The following is a 21510-nucleotide window of genomic DNA, read 5'->3' as shown; positions in this document are numbered from 1 at the left end:
CGCCCTAAAGTGGCGTTAAGCACGTGGTAAATGCCCATACGTGTTTAGCGCCGGCTTCTTTTAACGATAAGGTGGCTGCATTAAGAGTTGCTCCTGTAGTCATAATATCATCGATAATTACTACCGTTTTTCCCTCTAAATTAATTTTGCATGAAAAAGCCTGCTGTAAATTTTTAACTCTTTTAGCTTTGCTTAATTGTGATTGTGCCGAGGTGTGTTTATGGCGAAGTAACGCATTATTTAATACTTTATTTGACCCTAAACAGGGCTGCCATACTTGGGTGACTTGATTAAACCCACGCGTTAAAAAGCGCGCTTTATGTAAAGGTAAAATTATAAATGCATCAACAGCGGCAGGGTGTTTAGTCATAAAAACCCTAAGTTGTTTTTTTATGACTTGCTGTAGTGCTTTTTTATAATGGATTTGATTATTAAATTTAAGTTGCTTTAACCATAAATCAAAAGGGGGCTGGTAAAAAGCACAGGCAAACAGCTTTTCAAAGTTGCAGTTAGGAAACATTTCTACAATATCAGGGCGGTAAAATAAATTGTCATGCTCGGCCAAATCTAGCAATGGCAAGTCATCTAAACAAAATTGACACAGTCCCATTGAGCTATGAATTTGACTTTGACATAACACACAGTAAGAGGGGAATAGCCAATCACTTAGGCTGAGTTTCATTCGCTGATGATCCTCATTACAAACTCCTTTTAAAGCGCTATCATAGAACTCAAGTTTGGTTAAGGTTAGGCAAATATGCAAAATGAATGTGTGTTGTTACATGGTTGGGGAATGAGCCGAGGTGTGTGGCAGTTAATAAAACCAGAATTAGAGTTTTTATATTCAGGTAAAGTGCGTTGTTTGGATTTACCCGGTTATGGTGATAATAACGCCTCTTTAAGCCCATATACATTACACGATGCTGCAAAGCAGGTGAGTGAGCAGTTAAAGCCACAATCGGTACTAATGGGGTGGTCTTTAGGTGGGTTGTTTGCTATTTATATTGCCAAACATTGGCCAGAAAAAGTATCAAAAGTCATTTTAGTTGCCTCAACGCCCTTTTTTGCAGAGCAATTGCCATGGGCTGGCATTAAGCCTAAAGTATTAAAACAGTTCAAAGAGCAGTTGTTGCAAGAGCGTTCAAAAACGATAGAGCGCTTTTTGGCAATTCAGGCAATGGGCAGTGAGTCGGCTCGCGATGATGTAAAACAGTTAAAGCAGTTATTGAGTCAGTCAGCGCCTCCGAATAACGAGGCTTTAAGTGCAGGGCTAGACATACTGCAAAATGAAGATTTACGCGAATTATTTGCTCAATGTCCAGTGACTATTCGCGGCATTTTTGGACGCTTAGACTCTCTCGTTCCTTATCGGGCCATTGAGAAAATGGTGGTACTTAATGGTGACTTTGAGTACGAAGTGATAGACAAAGCATCACATGCGCCTTTTATTTCTCATAAAAGTGAATTTTTATCTGCCGTTAAATCAATGCTTTGAAGCAAAGCCATGATTACTGCGGTTTAAAGCTTTATTTTGCGTGATTTTTGAGCGATAATTAAACAATATTTATTTGCTGGAGGTTTATTATTATGCCAATAGGATCTGTATTCAATAGTGGTGTTGAAGGGTTTAATAGAGCCAGCCAAGAAATTGAAAAAGCCAGCGCTGAGATTAATCGTGCCAGCATAGAGCAGCAAGACGACTCTCAACTAGCGCAGCAACGTCAATTAACAGCCGCTCGTCCTGAAGAAGCAGTCACCGCGCCAGTATCTCAACCTGCACGAATTGATGATGCGTTAGTAAACTTAAAAGTTGAAGAGTTTAATGCTAAGGCAAACACGCAATCTATCCAAACTGCAGATGACGTATTAGGCACTTTAGTTGATATTAAAGTGTAATTTCTCATGAATATTGTCACGCCATTTCCGTCTATCAATATAAACACCGCAAATGTTTATACAGAGACTGCTCGGCGTGACAACCAGCTACGTGAAGTCATTCCCCCAGCTGCTGCAAACACCGCCGGTAGCACCGAAAACAAAGCTCAAAGTGATGCAGAAAAAGCCAAACTGCCAGGAAATAGCGACAGCTCAACCTACAATGCGAGTGGCAAAATTGCAGACGATAAAACGATTGCGCAACGCGAAGGCAATGCAGATAGCGATCAAGATGATGCCGAGCAAGAAAAACAACAATCTGCAGAAGAAGTTAGTGAGCAAGAAGAACTGCAACTTGAGCAAGAATTACAGCAAATTAAAGAACTTAAAGCGCGCGACACTGAAGTACGAACACATGAGCAAGCGCATGCCGCTGTGGGTGGACAATATGCGGGCTCTCCGAGCTACGAATACCAAAGAGGGCCCGATGGTACTAACTATGCGGTAGGTGGTGAAGTACCGATAGATGTTGGGGTTATCAATGGCGACCCCCAAGCAACTATTGAAAAAATGCAAACGGTACGTGCTGCAGCACTCGCGCCGGCTGAGCCTTCAGGTGCCGACAGAGCAATTGCGGCAGATGCCACTCAAAAGATAGCCGCAGCACAAGCTGAGTTAGCTTCAGCAGATGACGAAGACAACAGCGAAGATAAAAGCAGAGTCAGTGCGTCGTTTTCTAACAGTGAAAGTTCAGAAGTAAAAACTGCTAAAAGTGAAGAGCAATCGCGTGATGTTGAAGTAGAAGCGCGTGCTGGGCGCATTGCTCAATTCTACCAAATGGCTACATCTCCTTATGGGCAAGCAGGCTTTTCGGCTACTATTTAATATAAGCAATAAATTTCTTTTGCCCATTAAATAAGACTCTCAATTAAAATAACTTCACGTTTGTTCACACTATATTGTATTTTATGTTGTTAAGAATATTTCAAATTGTTATTGTCCCTGCGATTTTTATTAAGGAAGACAATTAAATGAAATATGCAGTATTAGCAGGGACCTTATCACTCTTCTCAATCACCGCCGGAGCTAATCAAACATCACTTTTACGTTACGATTATGTTGAAGTTGGCTATACAAAAACTGACATTAAAAGTAATGATAAAACGGACCCTGACAGTCCAAGTTATTCTGGCTACGACGGGTACGTTATTAATCTTAGCAAACAACTTTCTGAAAATTGGTACGTTACAGGCTCGTATTCTCAAAGTCGTGTTGATTATTCTAGCACTACTACATTTACATCATTTTCTCTTCTACCAGATGGCACTTATCCGTCTAATATGACAGATTTTTATCATGAAACAACGGATATGAGTTTAACTCGTTATAATATTGGCTTTGGATACATTCAACATTTTTCAAGAGAAACTGCTGTTGACTATTCCCTAAAATATGGGAAAAGTAAAATTAAGACGGAGGAAACACTTATACATAGACTTGAATCTGATAGTAATGTTTTTGATGTTTCAAAAGCAAACAATGAAAGATCAGAAACAGCTGACTCCTATAAAGTAAATGTACAAATTCGACATTTATTGACCGAACAATTTGAAGTAAATGCAGGCGTTGGTTATGAGCGTTTACATGGTGTAGGAACAGGTTATGTACGTTTGCATGATGCTGAAAGTGAAAATAACTTCCTGTTAAAAGCGGGTATAAATTACGCAGTTACTGATGAAGTAACGTTTGCTGCTTCTTACAGTTATACAGATGAATACGCAGACATCGCAACTGCAGCATTTCGTTATTATTTTTAAAGAAAATTTAAATAGTAGAATAGCAAACACCACAAAGTAGGCTTTGTGGTGTTTGTGTTTACGCGCTATCTTTTCACTTTTGCATTGGCAAAGGCATCAGCAAACGCATTGCCCATCATTGCATTGCCTGTGTCGCGCTTAGGTTTGGGCGCTCGCGATTGATTTGCATTGTTGCCACGTGGCTTTTGCACCGCCGCAGGGGCAGCTTTATTGCTAGTGTCTACCTCGTCATCTAGGCGCATGGTAAAGCTAATGCGTTTACGTGCAGCGTCAACTTCAACCACTTTCACTTTAACGATGTCACCAGCTTTAACCACTTCTCGTGGGTCTGAAATAAACTTATTAGTAATAGCCGAAATATGCACTAGTCCATCTTGATGTACGCCAACATCCACAAATGCGCCAAAATTAGCTACGTTCGATACCACGCCTTCTAAAATCATGCCTGGTTTTAAATCACTAATTTTTTCAACGCCTGCTTTAAACTCAGCAGTTTTAAATTCAGGGCGCGGATCGCGACCTGGCTTATCAAGCTCGCTAATAATATCGGTCACGGTAGGCAGACCAAATTTATCGTCAATATAGTCATTTGCAGCGAGCTTATTTAAAAACTCTTTGTTACCAATGAGGTTATTTACGTCTACCTGATTGTGCTCACAAATACGCTTAACGATAGGGTATGCTTCAGGGTGAACTGATGAGTTGTCTAGTGGATCGCTGCCATTGTTAATGCGTAAAAAGCCGGCTGCTTGTTCAAATGCTTTTGGCCCTAAACGCTCTACTTTTTTCAACTGACTACGTTTTGTAAATGACCCATTTGTATCACGGTAGCTTACAATATTTTGCGCTAAGGTTTTGTTTAAACCAGAAACACGTGCAAGCAAAGGTACAGAAGCCATATTTAAATCAACACCCACACTGTTTACACAGTCTTCTACCACTGAGATTAGGCTTTGTCCTAGTTGGCTTTGTGATACATCATGTTGATATTGGCCTACACCAATAGACTTAGGCTCTATTTTAACCAGCTCAGCCAATGGATCTTGAAGGCGACGTGCAATAGACACGGCACCACGTAAAGATACATCTAAATCTGGAAATTCATTAGCAGCGAATTCAGAAGCAGAGTAAACCGAAGCGCCGGCCTCACTGACCATGATTTTATTTAGTTTAAGCTCAGTATTGGCTTTGATAAGCTCGCCAACTAGCTTATCTGATTCGCGAGAAGCGGTACCGTTACCAATCGCAATGAGCTCAACTTTATGCTGGCGACATAATTGCTCGAGCGTGCGTAATGATTTATCCCAATGATTTTGTGGTGCATGTGGGAAAATCGTTTGGGTAGCAAGCAGCTTACCTGTGCTATCAACCACGGCAATTTTACAACCGGTACGTAAACCAGGATCTAAGCCTAACGTAGTGCGAGGGCCAGCAGGGGCTGCCATTAATAAGTCTTTTAAGTTTTTAGCAAATACATCAATGGCACCGGTTTCGGCTTTTTCACGCATTGCGGCTAAAAATTCATTTTCTAGATGTAATCCAAGCTTAATTTTCCACGCCCATTGCACTACAGTTAATAACCAAGCGCTGGCAGGTTTGTTTTTAATATCTAGGCGGTAATGATCGCTGATCATCTGTGCACACAATTGCGCTGGGTTTTCAGCGTTAGGCTCAGGATTAATAGTTAACTGTAAAATACCTTCGTTACGTGCTCTTAGCATGGCTAATGCTCGATGCGAGGGGACTTTTTTTAATGGTTCTTGATGTTCAAAGTAGTCTCGGTATTTAGCCCCCGCTTGTTCTTGGCCATCAATAAGTTTACTTTCAATCGCTCCATTTTGACTAATATGACTTCTAAATTTAGCGAGTAATTTAGCGTCTTCAGCAAAGCGCTCCATCAAAATAAACTTAGCACCATCAAGCGCTGCTTTAGTATCGACAATCGCTTTTTCGGCATTAATAAATTTTGCAGCCTCAGCGTCTGGGTCAAGCATTGGATCGTTAAATAACGCATCAGCTAGTGGTTCTAAACCAGCTTCAATAGCTATTTGACCTTTAGTGCGGCGCTTTGCTTTATAAGGCAAATATAAGTCTTCTAGTTCGGTTTTACTTTGTGCAGCTTTAATATCAGCCGCTAATTCAGCACTAAGCTTATTTTGTGATTCTATCGTCGACAGGATAAAGCCACGACGCTCTTCAAGTTCACGCAAATAAGATAAACGTTGTTCTAGAAGGCGTAGTTGGGTGTCATCTAATCCACCGGTCACTTCTTTTCTGTAACGGGCAATAAAGGGGACTGTTGCGCCTTCATCAAGTAACTTTGTTGCTGCAACCACTTGTTGCTGCTGTGCATTTAGCTCCGTTGCTAAACGTGCAGAGATATCGCTCATGCAAAAACCTTTTAATACAAAAAATAAGACCAGCTAAAAAGTTAACTGATGCGTCAATGTCTTGAATAATATCACAGGGGAGGGTAATAAAAAGCTCTTAAAGCAAGCTATTTTACTTGCTTTAAGATGCCATTGCTGGGGCAATAAAAAGCGGATTTAGTGAGGGTGCTCTACACTTTCGAGTACTTCACTAAATGTGTGCGCTATTGGGCTAATATGAACAGGAATTTGCAGCTTACGTGCTATATCGCGTGCTGAAATTAAACCACTTATTTCATTATTAGCCGCAGTAACTAATATAAACATAGCACCATGATGTTCCATAGTTTGCAGTGCATCACCGATACATGAGTAGCTTAAGCTTTTCATACTTACACCCATTAAGTTACTCAGCGGTGTCATTAAATAGCGTAAGCTAATTTCACTACGAGGCAAGCCTAAACGCTGCGATAAAATCATGATTTTTGAGCTTTGTAAATCTGCACTTGCGACAATACCAATTAGCTTTTGATGCTCATCAGTTACTAAAATAAAATCAGAAGGCTGAGTATTTAGTTGTTTTGATGCTTGTTCAATGGTTGTATCAAACGCTGCGCGCATAGGACTTGTTTGAGTAAAGCTAGTTACTATACGTGTTGCTGGAGAGGTTAAATCAATCACAGCCTCATTAGTAAAAGTATCAGCAATAGTGCCATGAGAAATATCTTGGGTACGGAGTTCTTTAAAGTTAGACATAATATCCACCTAAATAAATAGTTATACAAATTTAATAATGTTTAAAAGCAAGTTATTAAATTAAATAACGGGTGGCGCTCGCGGGTTTGCATGACTGTAGGCAGTGGCTAAAAATCGACTTTCATAATGAAAGAAAAACGCTAAAGGAAGTGGTTGGATTTCTCTAAGCGCAATAACACCAACATGAGAATCTAAATCGGTGTCGAGGTTTGCTTGGTCAGGGGAGTCACAAACAATAAATTCAGCTGGAGCAAAACCAGCATCAAGTTTGTTATTTTTAGGAGCACCATGCAATGTCAAACTCACACTCATGAAGAGTGCAAACACGAGGGCATTTTGTAATATGCGCGCTGTTATGTTTGACATAATGATGACCTTAATTAACTACTCTCAAGTTAATACAACATTACTTGAGTAACTTTAGTTATAGCTTACTCAGATAATATAAACAATAAAAAGTTAATATGATCTGAATCAAAACTAAGCGCTGTCATTTTTGATAGGTAATGTTATTTACGAACCACTGTTTAGCGCCTTGAGGAGTTATTACTTCAAAATCATCGTCTACTTGTTTTTTTAATAGCGCTCGCGCCATTGGTGAATCGATAGAAATATAGTCGTTGCGATCATAAATTTCATCGGGGCCGACAATTCTAAAATTTTTACACTCACCGGCCTCGTTTTCTATTTCTACCCACGCTCCAAAAAAAACTTTGCCGTCTTGTACGGGTGAGTAGTCAACAATTTTTAAATCGGGGATGCGTTTTCGTAAATAGCGAACACGACGGTCAATTTGGCGCAGTAAACGTTTGTTGTACTGATAGTCTGCGTTTTCAGAGCGATCACCTAGGCTGGCAGCCCAACTCACAATTTTAGTCACTTCTGGACGTTTTTCATTCCAAAGATGATCATGTTCTTGCTGCAATTGTAAATAACCTTCGCGAGTAATTAAGTTTGTTTTCACGCTGAGTTCTTGTTTAATCTTCATGAGTGGCAAGGTATTAAAATAAAGGCAGCTTGTCGAGATAAAATAGCTATCAATGAATTTGAAATGTTCAGTAACAATCTAAGCAATCAATTAGTTTTTTATTATTAAGTTTTTCATTTATATTAAGGATTAATAAATTATAAAAAAAGCAATAAATTATGGGACAAGAGACAGTAAAAGTATTGGTGGTTGATGACGATAAACGTTTGCGCAGTTTGCTGGAACGCTACTTGGTAGAGCAAGGGTTTATTGTGAGAACAGCTGCGGATTCAGAGCAAATGGATAGACTAATTGAGCGTGAAAACTTTCACCTAATGGTGCTTGATCTAATGCTGCCCGGCGAAGATGGGCTTTCTATTTGTAGACGTTTACGCCAAAAAGAAAACCAAATTCCTATCGTTATGCTGACCGCCAAAGGCGATGAAGTAGACCGCATTATTGGCCTAGAACTCGGCGCTGACGATTATATTCCGAAACCGTTTAATCCTCGCGAGCTATTAGCGCGCATAAAAGCCATTTTACGTCGTCAATCAAAAGAAGTGCCAGGAGCGCCTTCAGCTGAGGAGAACTTAATTGCGTTTGGTAAATTCACCCTGAATTTAGCCACCCGCGAAATGAGTGAAGGCGATAACACGGTGTCACTCACCAGTGGTGAATTTGCGGTGTTAAAAGCGTTAGTTTCTCACCCGCGTGAGCCATTAAGTCGTGATAAATTAATGAACTTAGCTAGAGGGCGAGACTACAGTGCGCTTGAGCGCAGTATTGATGTTCAAGTATCACGTCTTCGTAGAATGATCGAAGTCGATGCCGCTAACCCACGCTATATTCAAACGGTATGGGGTTTAGGTTATGTATTTGTTCCTGACGGTGAAAAGTAATCATTATGGGAATGTTTCCGCGTAGTGCGTTTGGACAAACCGTATTTTTGGTTGCCGCTTTGCTGCTTATTAACCAAATAGTTTCCTACGTCACGGTAAGTTTATATGTAGTTAAACCCACCATTGAACAAGTTAATTTAATGCTGGCTAAGCAAATTAAAACCGTGTTTATTGATTGGGAAGATGGCGTTGAAGTCACCGATGAAGTCTCTGAGAAGTTTTTTGAAATAACCGGCATTGAAGTAATGACTCAGCGTGAAGCTATGCGTCATGGTTTAGGCCAAAGTCGTGAGTATTCTGGGCTATCGCGTAGTATGTCTGAGCAATTAAATGGCTTTTCTCGGGTGCGCATTAGTCAAACTGATCCGCTTATTTATTGGGTAGAAGCCCCGCAGGCGCCGGGTTATTGGGTCAAAGTGCCGCTCACCGGATTTAAAGAAAGTAACCTTGAGTTTTTAACCTTTTATCTTTCTAGTATCGGCTTTTTAAGTGTACTAGGAGGTTGGTTATTTGCCAGGCATTTGAACCGACCACTAAAAGCATTACAACAAGCTGCGATAAAAGTAGGGGTAGGCGACTTTAGTACCAAGTTACAAGAGCAAGGGTCGAGTGAGGTTATTGAGGTAACGCGCGCCTTTAATCAAATGTCGCGAGGTATTGCTGCCCTTGAAAACGACCGTCGATTACTTATGGCCGGTGTTTCTCATGATTTACGAACACCGCTTACGCGTATTCGTTTAGCCACAGAAATGATGGTTGATGAAGATGATTATTTACGTGAAGGCATTATTTACGATATTGAAGATATGAATGGCATTATCGATCAATTTATCGAATATTTACGCCATCATAAACGTGAAGAACAAACCTGCGAAGATATTAATGCGCTCCTTGGTGAAGTCGTACAAAGTGAGCTTAAGCATCAACGTGCGATCACGTTTAAACCGAATCCTAATATTGGAAAAATTCCCATAAGTAGTGTCGCGATTAAGCGAGTAGTGACCAATATGATAGAAAATGCACTACGCTACTCAGAGGGTGATATTGAAGTACTCAGTTATTTTAATTCCAATAAAAAATATGTGGTTATTGCGGTCAACGATAGTGGTCCGGGTATTCCTGAAAGCGAGTTGGAGTCTGTGTTTGAGCCGTTTAAACAAGGTGATGCAGCTCGCGGTAGTGAAGGTAGCGGCCTAGGCCTTGCAATTATTAAGCGTATTATCGATATGCATGGCGGCAAGGTGGTGCTCTCTAATCGCCCTGAAGGTGGTTTAAGTGCGCAAATATACCTACCAATAAAGGTTACTAATCCAAGCTAATAACGCTATCTGCATGGTTGCAGATAGCGTTAATTTATTATCTAGCGTTCAGATTAACTACTAGAGGGCTTTAAAACGAATGGCTGTACCGCCACTGGTGGCCAATTTTAATGTGAGTTTATCATTTGCGGTAACAGTGCGTTTTTCAATACTTAAATCATAAGGATTGTTCTTCCACTCAGCGTTTTTACCGTCTTGGTAGATTTGCGCTTCAAACTGTTTATCTTTATCTAAAAAGTCGAGTTTAACCTCAATGGTGCGGGCATTTTCATCGGTAACTGCACCTAAGTACCAATCGTTCCCTGAATAGTTATCGCGCTTGCGCTCTTTGCGTGCAAATACAATAAAGTCGCCTACATCACCATCAAGCGCAATACTTTGCTGCCAATCGGTTGGTACGTCTTGAATAAATTGAAAAGCATCGGGTTTAGCTAAATAATTCCGTGGTAAATCCGCCGCCATTTGAATTGGGCTATACATCACCACATACAATGCTAATTGCTTTGCTAGTGTGGTTTGTGGGCGATTTGTCTCGTCCCCTAAGCCATTAAAGCTCATATCAAAAATACCAGGGGTAAAGTCCATTGGTCCTGCCAGCATACGCGTAAAGGCAAGCATGGGAATGTGTTCTGGTGGATTGGGCGGTGTGCCCCATGCGTTAAACTCTTGACCACGCGCACCTTCACGGGCAATCCAGTTAGGGTAAGTGCGGCGCAGACCCGTGTCTTTTATTGGTTCATGCGTGTTGATGCTTAGCTTGTATTTAGCGGCAAGTTTAATGTTATGTAAGTATTCATTTACCATAAATTGGCCGTCATGCCATTCAAAGCGGGCAATGCCGTTTTCATCTATGCGTTTTATATTGCCACCATCGGCCACATAACCGGTTTTTATTTGGCTTACATTCGATTTTTCATAAAGCGCAAAAGCATCTTCCATTTGGTCGCGATAATTGCTGACATTGCCAGAGGTTTCATGGTGACCAATTAACTGTACCCCTTTTTCTTTACCGTACTGTGTAAGCGCTACAATATCGAAATCGTCATAAGGCTGAGTAAAGCTAAATACATCGCCATTATAAAACCAGTCGCCATCCCAACCTGTGTTCCAACCTTCAACTAATACGCCGTCAAAGCCATACTCAGCGGCAAAGTCCATATAGTATTTAGTATTTTTTGTGGTGGCACCGTGTTTTTCTCCACTGCCCCAAGTGGTTTCATTGATGTGCATTCCCCACCAAATACCTACATATTTACCTGGTTTAACCCACGACACATCACCGAGTTTATTTGGCTCATTCAGGTTTAAAATAATATCTGAATTAACTAAGTCTATCGCTCGCTTACCTATTTGAATGGTGCGCCAAGGAGTATTGAATGCGCCGCGCTTCTTAACCGCAATGCCATCAGACCACGGTGTTAAATCGGCACTAAACGTACCTGGGCGACGCTGGTTAAGCACCATGCCTGCATAATCCACCAGAGCTGCTTCATGAATGCTGACATGTACACCGTTACCATTTTTAAAGGTAAAAGGGGTATGAGCGAGTGCAGCATCTTGCAAGTTTGTGGTGTTATAGACATATTCATAACGGTTCCAACCGCGAGCCGGTATCCACCATGCGGTGGCTTTATCTTTTGCGGCAATCGCAAATTCGGTCAGTTCTTTAGTAATTTCAGTTTTTTCAAAACCGACTTGTTTAGGGACTTCATAGCGAAACCCTACACCGCTATCAAAAGCTTTAAATCGCACAGTGTATGTGCCAGCGTTGGGAGCCGGTTTATTAAAGGTAACAGCAATTTCATTGTGCTTATCAACAACGGTTTGACGCTCTCCCCAAGGTTGCTGCCATTGGCTATCGGTTTGTGAGCGAGTTACTTCACTAATAACAAAGCCGTCATCAAATGATGCTTGGCTTTTAAATCTAAAACCTAAGCGTGACTGCTCGATAACAGGCTTACCATTAAAGCTAATAGAGTAATGAGGGGATGATGATTGATCAGAAATGGTAATTTTAATTTTTTGATCAGGTGATTTCAGCGTGGCCTCTTTTGCAAAAGCACTGCTTGCAAGTAAAGCAACTAGTAGTAAAGGTAATCTCATTGTGTGTCCTTGATGTCAAACCGTAGGTTATGAGCATAAAGTGATGAACACACTATTACGAGATAGCTGCATACGTATTCAATTAATTAGCTAAAAAAGAGTGTGTTAATTAATCTGCAAAACTTTATGTAATTTAGTTCTATAATAAATAAAAAGAATTTAACAAGAAGAAAATATGCTGAAAATTTTACTCGCTATTTTAGGTTGTATCATTGTTTTTAAGAGCAGTGCAGCAACGGTTACTGTTTATAATAACAACCAAAAAGTTCAAGAAAATGTTGTTGTTTGGCTAGCTCCAGAGCAAGCCTCTGGCGTTAATATAAATAAATCACTTTTCACTATGACACAAAAGAATCGCCAATTTACGCCACATATCTTAGTCGTTGAAAAAAACAGCCAAGTTGAATTTCCTAACGCTGACTCGATAATGCATCACGTGTATTCATTTTCTAAAAGCAAAACATTTGAATTAAAGCTTTATCGAGAACAACCACAAGATCCAATTACATTTGAACAAACAGGAGTTGTGGAGCTTGGTTGTAATATTCATGATTGGATGTTGGGTTACATTGTTGTTGTGGATAGCCCATATTATGCAATCACCAATGAGCAAGGAGTAGCATCGTTCGATATCCCAAATGGAGCCTATAAACTAAATGTTTGGCATGAAGGCTTTAGAGATATTAGCAACATAGAGTCGCAAGAAGTTGTTATAACTAACAATAAATTAAGTTATCAGTTAAAACAAAAACTAATTTTGCCTATTAGGGTTGAAGTTGATGAGTTTGACGATTATGAATAGTCTATTGCGCTTAGCCGTTGTTATTTGCTTGTTGAGTGTTTTTTCAGCCAACGCACAAGTTAAAGGTTTGCTGCAAGTAAGGGCTGTGCAAGCTGATTCACAACTAAGCTGGCAAGAGGGTGGAATTGGTTTATATCGCCATGATGCGGCTAATCAAGGTGTGGTTTTATCTCAGGGAATTATTAATTTAATTGCAGATATAAGTTCCAGCTGGTCTGCCCATGCTGTAGTTAATTTATATCAAGATCCAAAAAGTACCTTGGGGGTTAGTCAGGCTTATCTGCAATATAAACCTTTAGTTCGCAGTGATTATAAATGGCATATTAAAGTGGGTGGCTTTTATCCACAATTGTCATTAGAAAATCCTGATATGGGCTGGTTATCTGCATATAATTATACCAATTCGGCAATTAACTCTTGGGTAGGTGAAGAGCTGCGAACGCTAGGTGTTGAAGCAACAATTAAACGCCCAGCCCGTAATTTTAATAGTGCCCATAGTTTTAGTTTGGTTGGTGCGACATTTAAAGGTAACGATCCTGCGGGGACATTACTCGCTTGGCGAGGCTTTGCTTTGCATGATCGCCAAACAACATTTAATGAGGCTCTCGCTTTTGCGCCTGTAGCGTCTTTAAATACTCCACAGTTACAATTTCAAGCAAACCAAGTTTTACCGTTTGAAGAGGTCGATGGGCGATTTGGTTATTACGTTGGTGGACATTGGGATTATTTAAAAAAGTCTCAGTTGCGAGTGTACTACTATGATAACAATGGTGACCCTGGCGCTCTTAATTATAATACGGGTCAATATGCCTGGGATACTCGATTTTTAAGTGTCGCATGGCTAAATAAATTTACACCGAAAACACGATTAATTATCCAAATAATGTCGGGTGGTACGGCTATGGGTCAAAAACGCGGTGTTGATACTCGATTTTACAGTCATTTTGCATTATTGAGTCATAAAATAAAACGCCACCGTTTCTCAGTACGTTACGATTATTTTGAGGTGACAGACAAAGACGATTGGATGTTTGACCCTAATGCAAGTTATGGCGAGGGACTAACAGCAACTTGGCGTTATCAGCTTACACCACAATGGCAAATAGGTGTTGAGGGGTCAGCGCTTCATAGCCAAGCAGATAACCGAGTAGCTATGAATAAAGAATCGAGGATATCGCAGCAGCAAATAGCATTAAATGCTCAGTTTCGGTTTTAGTTAGTAGAAAAAAGAGAAACATATAAGGGCTCTTGCGAGCCCTACTTTGTATTAATGGCTTTTTATTTTTTGTTAAAAGCGCGTTTCATGTAATTAGGTGTTGCGAGTGCACCGTGATGAATACCGCCATTGTAGTATTCACTATGCTCAGCAATTATGGCTGCGCCGTCTTCTCTAAAACCGTTAAATGCTTCAGATTTGCGAGCTAGCGTCACCGACCACAACCCACTTGGATAAATAGGTTGTGGGAATGGCAGGGTTTGCAAGTCGTTAAAACCAACACTTAGCATAGCTTCGCGCATTTCAACCAGTAGTGGCATATGCATAAGTGGCGATTCACTTTGTTGTACGAGTATTCCACCAGGGCGAAGTGCGTTTAAACAGCTAGTATAAAACGCATGGTTAAATAAACCCTCACCAGGGCCTACCGGATCAGTTCCATCAACAATCACTACATCAATAGACTCACCAGCTGCTTCACGCATATATTTAATGCCATCGTCAAACATCACAGTGGCACGTGGATCGTTATTTGATTCACATAACTCTGGGAAGTACTTTAACGACATTTGGGTAACTACTTCGTCAATATCGATTTGTGTCACAGTTTCTACACTTGGGTGCTTAAGCACTTCACGTAATGTACCGCAATCGCCGCCGCCAATAATAACCACATTTTTAGGGTTTGGGTGTGCTAGTAATGCTGGGTGGCTGATCATTTCATGATAAAAAAAGTTTTCACGGCTACTCACCATAGTGCAACCATCAATGATCATTAAATTACCAAAGTCTGTGGTTTCAAACATTTCTACTTTTTGAAAAGGAGACTGTTTTTCATCTAACTTTTTGTTAATACGTAATGAAAATGCGCTGCCATCGCGGTCGCTAATTTCAGTAAACCACTTACTTTGATCTAAATTTGCCATAGTTGTTGTTACACTTTTGGTTGAGTATGAAAAAAGGAGGCAATTCTGCCAGTGCTTGCGCTATTGCTCAATCAAATTTTACGCTCTTTAGCGAATAAAGTTAGCTATAAAGAGGGGAAAGTTCAATTTTTGTTAGCTTAGCAGATAGTGACGTATTAAAATGCCCCTTTACACCTAATTTAATAAAGAAGAGTTGCCATGACTTGGGGTTTAGAAACAGCACGTGCTACATACAATGTTGCTCATTGGAGCGATGGTTATTTTGATATTAACGCACAAGGTGAATTGATAGCCTATCCGGATGGCGACCAAACAAAACCTGCCATTTCTTTAAGCCAGCTTACTGAGCAATTTAAACAGCAAGGATTAACCTTACCTGTATTGGTGCGCTTTACCGATATTTTAAAAAACCGTGTAGATACGCTCACCAATGCGTTTACTCAAGCGCGTAGCAACCGTGCATATAATGGTAAATACACCTGTGTTTACCCTATAAAAGTAAATCAACAGCGCTCTGTAGTCAGTAAACTATTGGCACACCCAAGTGGTTTAGTGGGGCTTGAAGCCGGTTCTAAACCTGAACTAATGGCAATTTTAGGTGTGGCAAAAGAGCCTATTACTATTGTATGTAACGGCTACAAAGACAGTGAGTTTTTACGTTTAGCCTGTATTGGTCAAGCAATGGGGCACAGCGTTAAAATTGTGGTTGAAAAACTCTCTGAGCTAACCACACTGCTGGAAGAAATTGATAATTTAGGTATTGAGCCTGCTATTGGTATTCGCATTCGCCTAAATTCGGTTGGTAAAGGTAAATGGCAAAATACCGGTGGTGAAAAAGGTAAGTTTGGCTTAACTGCAGGACAAGTACTCAGTGCAGTGGAAGTGCTCAAGCAACATAACAAGTTGCATTTAATGCAAATGGTACATTTTCATATTGGTTCTCAAATTGCCAATATTCGCGATATTCATCGTGCTTTGCGCGAATGTGCTCGCCATTTTGCTGAATTAACTCAATACGGTGTACCGCTCAATACTGTTGATGTGGGTGGCGGGCTTGGCGTTGACTACGAAGGTTCAGGCTCACGTAGTGCTTGCTCAATGAATTACACAGTTGAAGAATATGCGCGTAATGTAGTAAATGCATTTGCCGAGGTGTGCGACCAACATAACTTAGCTCACCCTGCAATTATTACCGAATCTGGCCGTGCTCTTACTGCACATCATGCGGTGCTTATTACCGATGTGATTGATGTTGAAAAAGCACCAAATCATTTAAACCCAGAACCACCTGTTAAAAACAGTGCCTTAGTATTGGATGAAATGTGGCAGTGTTTACAACGTTTGAACCCGCGTATGGCATTAGAGATTTATCATGATGCAATGCACTTATTTAGTGAAGCACACGATCAATACGTACATGGTTTAGTAAGCATGCTAGAGTGGGCGAAAATAGAGCAGCTTTACTTTACTATTTTACATCGCGTTCGTGCTTCATTAAGCTCTAATGCACGAGCTCACCGCGAAGTGCTGGATGATTTAAACGAAAAACTAGCCGATAAACTGTTTGTGAATTTTTCATTATTTCAGTCGTTACCCGATGTGTGGGGCATTCAGCAGTTATTTCCGGTTATGCCCATCGAAAACCTAACGCAGCCGCTTACTCAGCGCGCTATTATCCAAGACATTACTTGTGATTCTGACGGGCAAATACGTGAGTACGTTGAAGGTGCAGGAATTGAAACCAGTTTACCTATTCCTGAATATACACAAGGTCAGCAGTATCATATTGCGATGTTTATGGTAGGGGCATACCAAGAGATTTTAGGTGACTTACATAACCTATTTGGTGATACCGATTCAGTTCATGTTGAGCTTAATGAGCAAGGATATGTATTAACCAATGCCATTAAAGGTGACAGCGTTAAGGATGTATTAAAATTTGTTGATTATGATAGCGAGTTATTAGCTGATAACTTTGCCACTCAGATTAATAAACTTGATGTATCAGAGCACTGTAAAGAAGGTTACTTAGCCGAGCTTAATGCAGGGCTTGAAGGCTACACCTATTTTGAAGATTAATTTAGTTGCATAGTTAAGCGCGGTCATTTGTGGCTGCGCGATGTTTAAAGGAATAGAAGTAATGTCAGTTATTCGCAGTGTATTTAGTATTTTCTTTTACACAATAAACACTCTTTTTTGGTTTGTACCTATTTTTATTTGTGGCATCGTTAAGCTAATCCCAATTAAGGGACTTCAAAAATTAATGAGCTGGACGGCCAAGCAATGTGCCTCTATTTGGGTGACGTTTAACACGCTAAATCAAACGTTATTAACGCCAACAAAGCTAAATGTAACCGGTCTAGAAGAGCTAAAATTGAAAGATTGGTACCTAGTTATCGCGAACCACCAAAGCTGGGTGGATATTTTAGTATTACAGCGAGTGTTTAACCGCAAAATACCTTTTTTAAACTTCTTTTTGAAAAAAGAGCTTATTTACGTACCTGTTTTAGGTTTATGTTGGTGGGCGCTCGACTTTCCTTTTATGACCCGCACCAGTAAAAGCCAATTAAAAAAGAATCCTAAATTGCGTGGTAAAGATTTAGAAACGACTCGTAAAGCGTGTGAAAAATTTAAAGAAATGCCGGTTAGTGTGGTTAACTTTGTTGAAGGTACGCGTTTTACAGCGCAAAAGCATGCGCGCCAAAATAGCCCGTTTCCTCATTTACTAAAACCGAAAGCGGGTGGTGTGGCGTTTGTAATGCAAGCTATGGGTGAGCAAATTTCTAAGGTGGTAAATGTCACTATTCATTACCCTGAGGGCATTCCTACTTTTATGGATTTTGCAGCCGGTAAAGTAAAACACATTGATGTATATGTTGAAGTAAAAGGCGTTAGTGACGACTTAATTGGTGATTACACTAATGATCCTGACTTTAGAGTACGTTTTCAAACTGAATTAAATCGCGTGTGGGAAGAAAAGAACCAGACGCTCGTTAATTTCAAACAAAAATAACAAATGAGCTAACAGTTATGCTAAAAAAATGGTTACCTAATTGGTTAAATGGCTTAATTGTTGGCTGTGTTTTATTCGCTAATTTAATAATATTTGGCGCATTAGTACTTATCCTAGGGTTAGTTAAATTGGTTTTGCCCATACCCGTAGTAAGTAAATTATTACACGGTGCGTACAAGGGGTGGTGTAAAGGTAACCGCTTAGGGCTGTGGCTAGGCTGTAATGACATTAAAGTCAACATTAGTGGGGAGGTGAATGCCAATAGTTGGTATTTGCTAATCAGTAATCATATTAGCTGGCTTGATATTGCGGTATTAAGCTCGTTGGATGCATTGCCAGCTCCTAAGTTTTTTTTAAAAGATGAGCTTAAGTATGTGCCATTTATAGGCACTGGTGCCTGGGCAATGGGTATGCCCTTTATGAAACGGGTGAGCAAAGCGCAATTGGCAAAAAACCCCAATTTAAAAGGCCTAGATGTCGAGCGTACTAAGCGTAGTTGCCGTAATTTTCGTCATCATCCTACAACCATAGTGAACTTTGTAGAAGGTACGCGTTTTACAGCGCAAAAGCATAAGCATCAACAAAGTCCTTTTCAGCATTTATTAAAGCCTAAGGCTGGTGGAACTGCTTTTGCCTTAGAAGTTTTAAACGAGCAATTTGACGCTATGCTTAACACTAGTTTAGTGTATAGCGGTAAGTCAGATCATGTGTGTCGTAATATTTTAAAAGGCGAACTAGAGTCTATTAATATTACCATTGAGGTGATGCCAATAAATACACAGATGATTGGCAGTTACCAAACAGATCACGCATTTAGAGCCGAGTTTCAGCAATATTTAAATAATTTATGGACAAAAAAAGATAAGCAATTAAGCGCTATTCATATTCAGCAAGCTAGTACTGAATTAACTCCCAGTAAGGAAATTGAAATACCATGACCAAAACACACCTACAGGAGCTAATTACTCCTTGGTTTGAAAAAGTCCCCGATGCTTTTTTTCTCAGTGCAATCACGGCCTCATCCATTGGCATCCTTTCTTTATTATTTGTTTACTTATTTACCCGTCGCTTAATGTTACCGGGTATTCAAAAGGTGGTGACTAAACTCTCGCCTGAGCGTATTGGTTCATTGTCACCTATGCTGACCAAGCTCAATAAGCGAATTGCTTGCTTGTTATGTTGTGTGCTTTTTTTAGCCACATTTGATAGCGTTTACCCCGTTAATGCAATTGCTCAAGAGATCCTTAAAACCATTGGCCAAGCATTATTAATTATTTATATAGGTTTTATTATTAGCAGTATAGTGAGTATTGCTGGCGCTATTTATAACCAATTAGATTTTGCCCGAGAAGTGCCTATTCAAGGCTTAATTCAAGTGGTTAAGCTGATCACCTTTATTGTGTGTTCAATATTAATAGTTAGTATTGTGCTCGAAAAATCGCCTACCTATATTTTATCGGGCTTTGGTGCGATTGCAGCGGTAACGCTATTAGTATTTAAAGACACCATATTAGGCTTTGTCGCCAGCATTCAAATTGCTGCTAACCGCTTAGTGACCTATGGGGACTGGATCCAAGTAGATAACTATGGCGCCGATGGCGAAGTGATTGATTTAGGACTAAATACTGTAAAAGTGCGTAACTGGGACAACACCATAACGACTATACCAACTTACATGCTGGTGGCCGGTTCATTTAAAAACTGGCGCGGTATGCAAGAATCTGGTGGGCGACGTATTAAACGTTCTTTAAATATTGATATGAACAGCATCTTTTTAGTTGATGATGATTTTAAAGCGCAAATAGAAGCGGCAATACCACTGCAAGAATATATTCGACTAGGCACACTTCCCGATCCGGTGTCGAACTTAGGGTTATTTCGTCGCTATGCAGAGGGTTACTTAAAACAACACAGTAAAATCAATACCTCGCTCACACTTATGGTGCGTGAACTGCAACCGCTTAATCATGGCTTACCGATTGAGTTTTACTGCTTTAGTGAAGACAAACGTTGGATATCGTACGAGCACTTACAAGCTGAAATTATGGATCATCTACTGGCAGTATTACCGGTATTTGGACTGCGCGCTTATCAAAGTGTTAGTGGACAGTTAAGCCCAGCTGACGGGGTGAATATGGCGGGCAAACCTAGTATTAAAGTGCCCAATAATGCTGTCCAAGGCCAACACCAATAAACAATAATAATAGCCACCAAATAGGTGGCTTTTTCATACGTAGCCACGCAAATGCAGCAATCACTAATGCAATATGCCACACACTATTTATAGCTGAAGTCCAAATGGGCGAATACAATGCTGCAGCTAAAAAGCCAACCACGGCGGCATTAAGCGCGGCAATTGAGCTGGCAAAGCGGGGCTTACTGGCTAAATTAATCCAGCTTTTCTGAAATGCCAACATAAGTAAAAACCCTGGGGTAAATATCAATAATGTAGCTATAATTGCGCCCATTATTGGCTGCTCGGTATTTAGCTGCGCGCCTAAGTAGGTGGCTATTGTAAACATAGGCCCAGGTATAGCCTGAGCACTGGCGTAAGCCGTTAAAAATTGATCATCACTTAACGTTGGCACACCCGCTTGAAGTACTGGCAACACAACATGCCCGCCACCAAATACCATAGCACCAGCTTGGTAAAAAGGCGCAAATAACGCAAATTCTTGCTCTATTGGAATAAAGCTAACTCCAAGCAGTAGCGCAAATAAACTAAGTGCAACCCAGTTAACTTTCCCCTGAACACTGCTAGTTTGCTGTGATAAATCACTTAATTTTAAGAGTGGCCAGATAGCGCCGACTGCGGCTGCAATAAGTAAAATAATAATTTGTGTACCTAACATCGGCAGTAGAACTAGAGCTAGGGTGCTTATAACTGCAATTAGCTTAAGGATTAGGTTGCTGCAAAAGCTTTTGGCCATACTAAGGGTCGCATCGGCAACAATCACTACAGCAAAGAGCTTCAATCCGGTGATCACAGCAAGATAAACGGCGTCAAATTGGTGAGCACTAATAGCAAGCAGTGTCATTATTAAAAAAGAAGGCAAGGTAAAACCAATAAATGCGGTGATGCCACCGAGTACACCTGCACGCTCTACTCCAATTGCAAAGCTAACCTGACTAGAGCCAGGGCCAGGCAGAGCTTGGCTGAGGCTTATTAGCTGTGAATAGCGACTGATACTTAACCAGCGCAGCGAATCAACAAAGTGATGTTTAAAGTAACCTAAATGGGCGGCAGGGCCGCCAAAACTCATGCAGCCAAGCAAAAAAAACTGCCTAAAAATCGCAATTAACATAGTGGCCATCGCCTTTTTGATAAATCATTAAAGTGTCACAAATAAGTATGACATTTTTATGAAACGCTATCATTAGTCCGTATGAAGTAAGTAATAATACGTGTTTTACGTTACTCTTCATTTTTGGTTCATACAAATGTTTG

At 40.4% G+C, this 21510-nt stretch carries 20 protein-coding genes; 12 read left to right on the top strand and 8 right to left on the bottom strand.

Annotation, left to right across the window (positions count from 1 at the left end; genetic code table 11):
• Nucleotides 1-4 precede the first annotated feature (4 nt).
• Complete coding sequence (locus AC0VZ5_RS14940) at nt 5-682, bottom strand: ComF family protein (protein WP_010392416.1); 678 nt, start codon at nt 680-682, stop codon at nt 5-7.
• A gap of 75 nt (nt 683-757) precedes the next feature.
• Between AC0VZ5_RS14940 and bioH the strand changes: the two genes are divergently transcribed.
• The 4 genes from bioH (at nt 758) to AC0VZ5_RS14920 (ending at nt 3692) form a co-directional block, all read left to right on the top strand.
• The gene (gene bioH / locus AC0VZ5_RS14935; RefSeq protein WP_475473481.1) at nt 758-1495 is read left to right on the top strand and encodes a pimeloyl-ACP methyl ester esterase BioH; all 738 of its coding nucleotides are present in this window, start codon (nt 758-760) and stop codon (nt 1493-1495) included.
• A 92-nt stretch (nt 1496-1587) separates the two neighbouring features.
• Nucleotides 1588-1896, top strand: coding sequence for a hypothetical protein (locus AC0VZ5_RS14930; RefSeq protein WP_475473480.1), 309 nt, complete (start codon nt 1588-1590; stop codon nt 1894-1896).
• Between the two features lie 6 nt (nt 1897-1902).
• Nucleotides 1903-2760, top strand: a complete 858-nt coding sequence (locus tag AC0VZ5_RS14925) for a putative metalloprotease CJM1_0395 family protein (protein ID WP_475473478.1) — start codon at nt 1903-1905, stop codon at nt 2758-2760.
• A 146-nt stretch (nt 2761-2906) separates the two neighbouring features.
• Entirely contained in the window at nt 2907-3692 is a 786-nt protein-coding gene (locus AC0VZ5_RS14920; protein ID WP_290167424.1) for an outer membrane beta-barrel protein, read from the top strand.
• A 65-nt stretch (nt 3693-3757) separates the two neighbouring features.
• Here AC0VZ5_RS14920 and AC0VZ5_RS14915 read toward each other — a convergent pair whose 3' ends face one another.
• The 4 genes from AC0VZ5_RS14915 to greB form a co-directional block, all read right to left on the bottom strand.
• Nucleotides 3758-6082: a Tex family protein gene (locus AC0VZ5_RS14915; protein WP_475473476.1), complete on the bottom strand. Its 2325-nt coding sequence runs from the start codon at nt 6080-6082 to the stop codon at nt 3758-3760.
• A 156-nt stretch (nt 6083-6238) separates the two neighbouring features.
• Entirely contained in the window at nt 6239-6817 is a 579-nt protein-coding gene (locus AC0VZ5_RS14910; RefSeq protein ID WP_010392427.1) for a CBS domain-containing protein, read from the bottom strand.
• A 60-nt stretch (nt 6818-6877) separates the two neighbouring features.
• A complete protein-coding gene (locus AC0VZ5_RS14905; RefSeq protein WP_010392429.1) occupies nt 6878-7183 on the bottom strand; it encodes a hypothetical protein in 306 nt (101 codons plus the stop codon).
• Nucleotides 7184-7307: 124 nt separating this feature from the next.
• Entirely contained in the window at nt 7308-7781 is a 474-nt protein-coding gene (greB, locus tag AC0VZ5_RS14900; RefSeq protein ID WP_054202862.1) for a transcription elongation factor GreB, read from the bottom strand.
• Between the two features lie 182 nt (nt 7782-7963).
• Between greB and ompR the strand changes: the two genes are divergently transcribed.
• Entirely contained in the window at nt 7964-8683 is a 720-nt protein-coding gene (gene ompR / locus AC0VZ5_RS14895) for an osmolarity response regulator transcription factor OmpR (RefSeq protein ID WP_010392434.1), read from the top strand.
• Between the two features lie 5 nt (nt 8684-8688).
• Entirely contained in the window at nt 8689-10002 is a 1314-nt protein-coding gene (gene envZ / locus AC0VZ5_RS14890) for a two-component system sensor histidine kinase EnvZ (RefSeq protein WP_055012728.1), read from the top strand.
• 60 nt (nt 10003-10062) lie between these two features.
• Here the strand turns inward: envZ and AC0VZ5_RS14885 are convergent, their stop codons facing one another.
• Complete coding sequence (locus AC0VZ5_RS14885; RefSeq protein WP_475473472.1) at nt 10063-12105, bottom strand: glycoside hydrolase family 97 protein; 2043 nt, start codon at nt 12103-12105, stop codon at nt 10063-10065.
• Nucleotides 12106-12280: 175 nt separating this feature from the next.
• Here AC0VZ5_RS14885 and AC0VZ5_RS14880 point away from each other — a divergent pair, with 175 nt between their 5' ends.
• Nucleotides 12281-12907 carry a methylamine utilization protein gene (locus AC0VZ5_RS14880; protein WP_475473470.1) on the top strand — a complete coding sequence of 209 codons (627 nt, stop codon included), beginning with the start codon at nt 12281-12283 and terminating at the stop codon, nt 12905-12907.
• Nucleotides 12900-14123 (top strand): hypothetical protein, encoded by a 1224-nt coding sequence (locus tag AC0VZ5_RS14875; protein ID WP_475473468.1) that lies wholly within the window; start codon nt 12900-12902, stop codon nt 14121-14123. Before AC0VZ5_RS14880 ends, AC0VZ5_RS14875 begins: the two co-directional genes overlap by 8 nt.
• 62 nt (nt 14124-14185) lie before the next feature.
• Here AC0VZ5_RS14875 and speE read toward each other — a convergent pair whose 3' ends face one another.
• Nucleotides 14186-15049 (bottom strand): polyamine aminopropyltransferase, encoded by an 864-nt coding sequence (gene speE / locus AC0VZ5_RS14870; protein WP_138608318.1) that lies wholly within the window; start codon nt 15047-15049, stop codon nt 14186-14188.
• Nucleotides 15050-15247: 198 nt separating this feature from the next.
• Between speE and speA the strand changes: the two genes are divergently transcribed.
• The 4 genes from speA to AC0VZ5_RS14850 all read left to right on the top strand — a co-directional run bounded on the left by speA (nt 15248) and on the right by AC0VZ5_RS14850 (nt 20256).
• Nucleotides 15248-17128: a biosynthetic arginine decarboxylase gene (gene speA, locus AC0VZ5_RS14865; protein ID WP_178956728.1), complete on the top strand. Its 1881-nt coding sequence runs from the start codon at nt 15248-15250 to the stop codon at nt 17126-17128.
• A gap of 61 nt (nt 17129-17189) precedes the next feature.
• Entirely contained in the window at nt 17190-18062 is an 873-nt protein-coding gene (locus AC0VZ5_RS14860) for an acyltransferase (protein ID WP_475473466.1), read from the top strand.
• 17 nt (nt 18063-18079) lie between these two features.
• Entirely contained in the window at nt 18080-19000 is a 921-nt protein-coding gene (locus AC0VZ5_RS14855) for an acetyltransferase (protein ID WP_475473464.1), read from the top strand.
• Nucleotides 18997-20256, top strand: coding sequence for a mechanosensitive ion channel family protein (locus AC0VZ5_RS14850; RefSeq protein WP_178956725.1), 1260 nt, complete (start codon nt 18997-18999; stop codon nt 20254-20256). The genes AC0VZ5_RS14855 and AC0VZ5_RS14850 overlap by 4 nt, the downstream gene beginning before the upstream one ends.
• Here the strand turns inward: AC0VZ5_RS14850 and chrA are convergent.
• The gene (chrA, locus tag AC0VZ5_RS14845; protein WP_475473462.1) at nt 20216-21367 is read right to left on the bottom strand and encodes a chromate efflux transporter; all 1152 of its coding nucleotides are present in this window, start codon (nt 21365-21367) and stop codon (nt 20216-20218) included. The two genes, AC0VZ5_RS14850 and chrA, sit on opposite strands and share 41 nt — an antisense overlap.
• Between the last annotated feature and the right edge of the window lie 143 nt (nt 21368-21510).

The sequence above is a fragment of the Pseudoalteromonas sp. QJM3NY_12 genome, from assembly GCF_056173165.1.
The sequence above is the reverse complement of the archived record's forward strand: the minus strand, read 5'-3'. Positions and strand labels throughout refer to the sequence as shown.

Bases quoted from the DNA above. Each gene is read 5' to 3' on its own strand.
- speA (WP_178956728.1), top strand. From the start codon at position 15,248: ATGACTTGGGGTTTAGAAACAGCACGTGCTACATACAATGTTGCTCAT.
- AC0VZ5_RS14930 (WP_475473480.1), top strand. From the start codon at position 1,588: ATGCCAATAGGATCTGTATTCAATAGTGGTGTTGAAGGGTTTAATAGA.
- ompR (WP_010392434.1), top strand. From the start codon at position 7,964: ATGGGACAAGAGACAGTAAAAGTATTGGTGGTTGATGACGATAAACGT.
- AC0VZ5_RS14925 (WP_475473478.1), top strand. From the start codon at position 1,903: ATGAATATTGTCACGCCATTTCCGTCTATCAATATAAACACCGCAAAT.
- AC0VZ5_RS14885 (WP_475473472.1), bottom strand. From the start codon at position 12,105: ATGAGATTACCTTTACTACTAGTTGCTTTACTTGCAAGCAGTGCTTTT.
- envZ (WP_055012728.1), top strand. From the start codon at position 8,689: ATGGGAATGTTTCCGCGTAGTGCGTTTGGACAAACCGTATTTTTGGTT.
- AC0VZ5_RS14860 (WP_475473466.1), top strand. From the start codon at position 17,190: ATGTCAGTTATTCGCAGTGTATTTAGTATTTTCTTTTACACAATAAAC.
- bioH (WP_475473481.1), top strand. From the start codon at position 758: ATGCAAAATGAATGTGTGTTGTTACATGGTTGGGGAATGAGCCGAGGT.
- AC0VZ5_RS14910 (WP_010392427.1), bottom strand. From the start codon at position 6,817: ATGTCTAACTTTAAAGAACTCCGTACCCAAGATATTTCTCATGGCACT.
- AC0VZ5_RS14855 (WP_475473464.1), top strand. From the start codon at position 18,080: ATGCTAAAAAAATGGTTACCTAATTGGTTAAATGGCTTAATTGTTGGC.
- AC0VZ5_RS14940 (WP_010392416.1), bottom strand. From the start codon at position 682: ATGAAACTCAGCCTAAGTGATTGGCTATTCCCCTCTTACTGTGTGTTA.
- AC0VZ5_RS14920 (WP_290167424.1), top strand. From the start codon at position 2,907: ATGAAATATGCAGTATTAGCAGGGACCTTATCACTCTTCTCAATCACC.
- AC0VZ5_RS14915 (WP_475473476.1), bottom strand. From the start codon at position 6,082: ATGAGCGATATCTCTGCACGTTTAGCAACGGAGCTAAATGCACAGCAG.
- AC0VZ5_RS14880 (WP_475473470.1), top strand. From the start codon at position 12,281: ATGCTGAAAATTTTACTCGCTATTTTAGGTTGTATCATTGTTTTTAAG.
- AC0VZ5_RS14850 (WP_178956725.1), top strand. From the start codon at position 18,997: ATGACCAAAACACACCTACAGGAGCTAATTACTCCTTGGTTTGAAAAA.
- AC0VZ5_RS14875 (WP_475473468.1), top strand. From the start codon at position 12,900: ATGAATAGTCTATTGCGCTTAGCCGTTGTTATTTGCTTGTTGAGTGTT.
- speE (WP_138608318.1), bottom strand. From the start codon at position 15,049: ATGGCAAATTTAGATCAAAGTAAGTGGTTTACTGAAATTAGCGACCGC.
- chrA (WP_475473462.1), bottom strand. From the start codon at position 21,367: ATGTTAATTGCGATTTTTAGGCAGTTTTTTTTGCTTGGCTGCATGAGT.
- AC0VZ5_RS14905 (WP_010392429.1), bottom strand. From the start codon at position 7,183: ATGTCAAACATAACAGCGCGCATATTACAAAATGCCCTCGTGTTTGCA.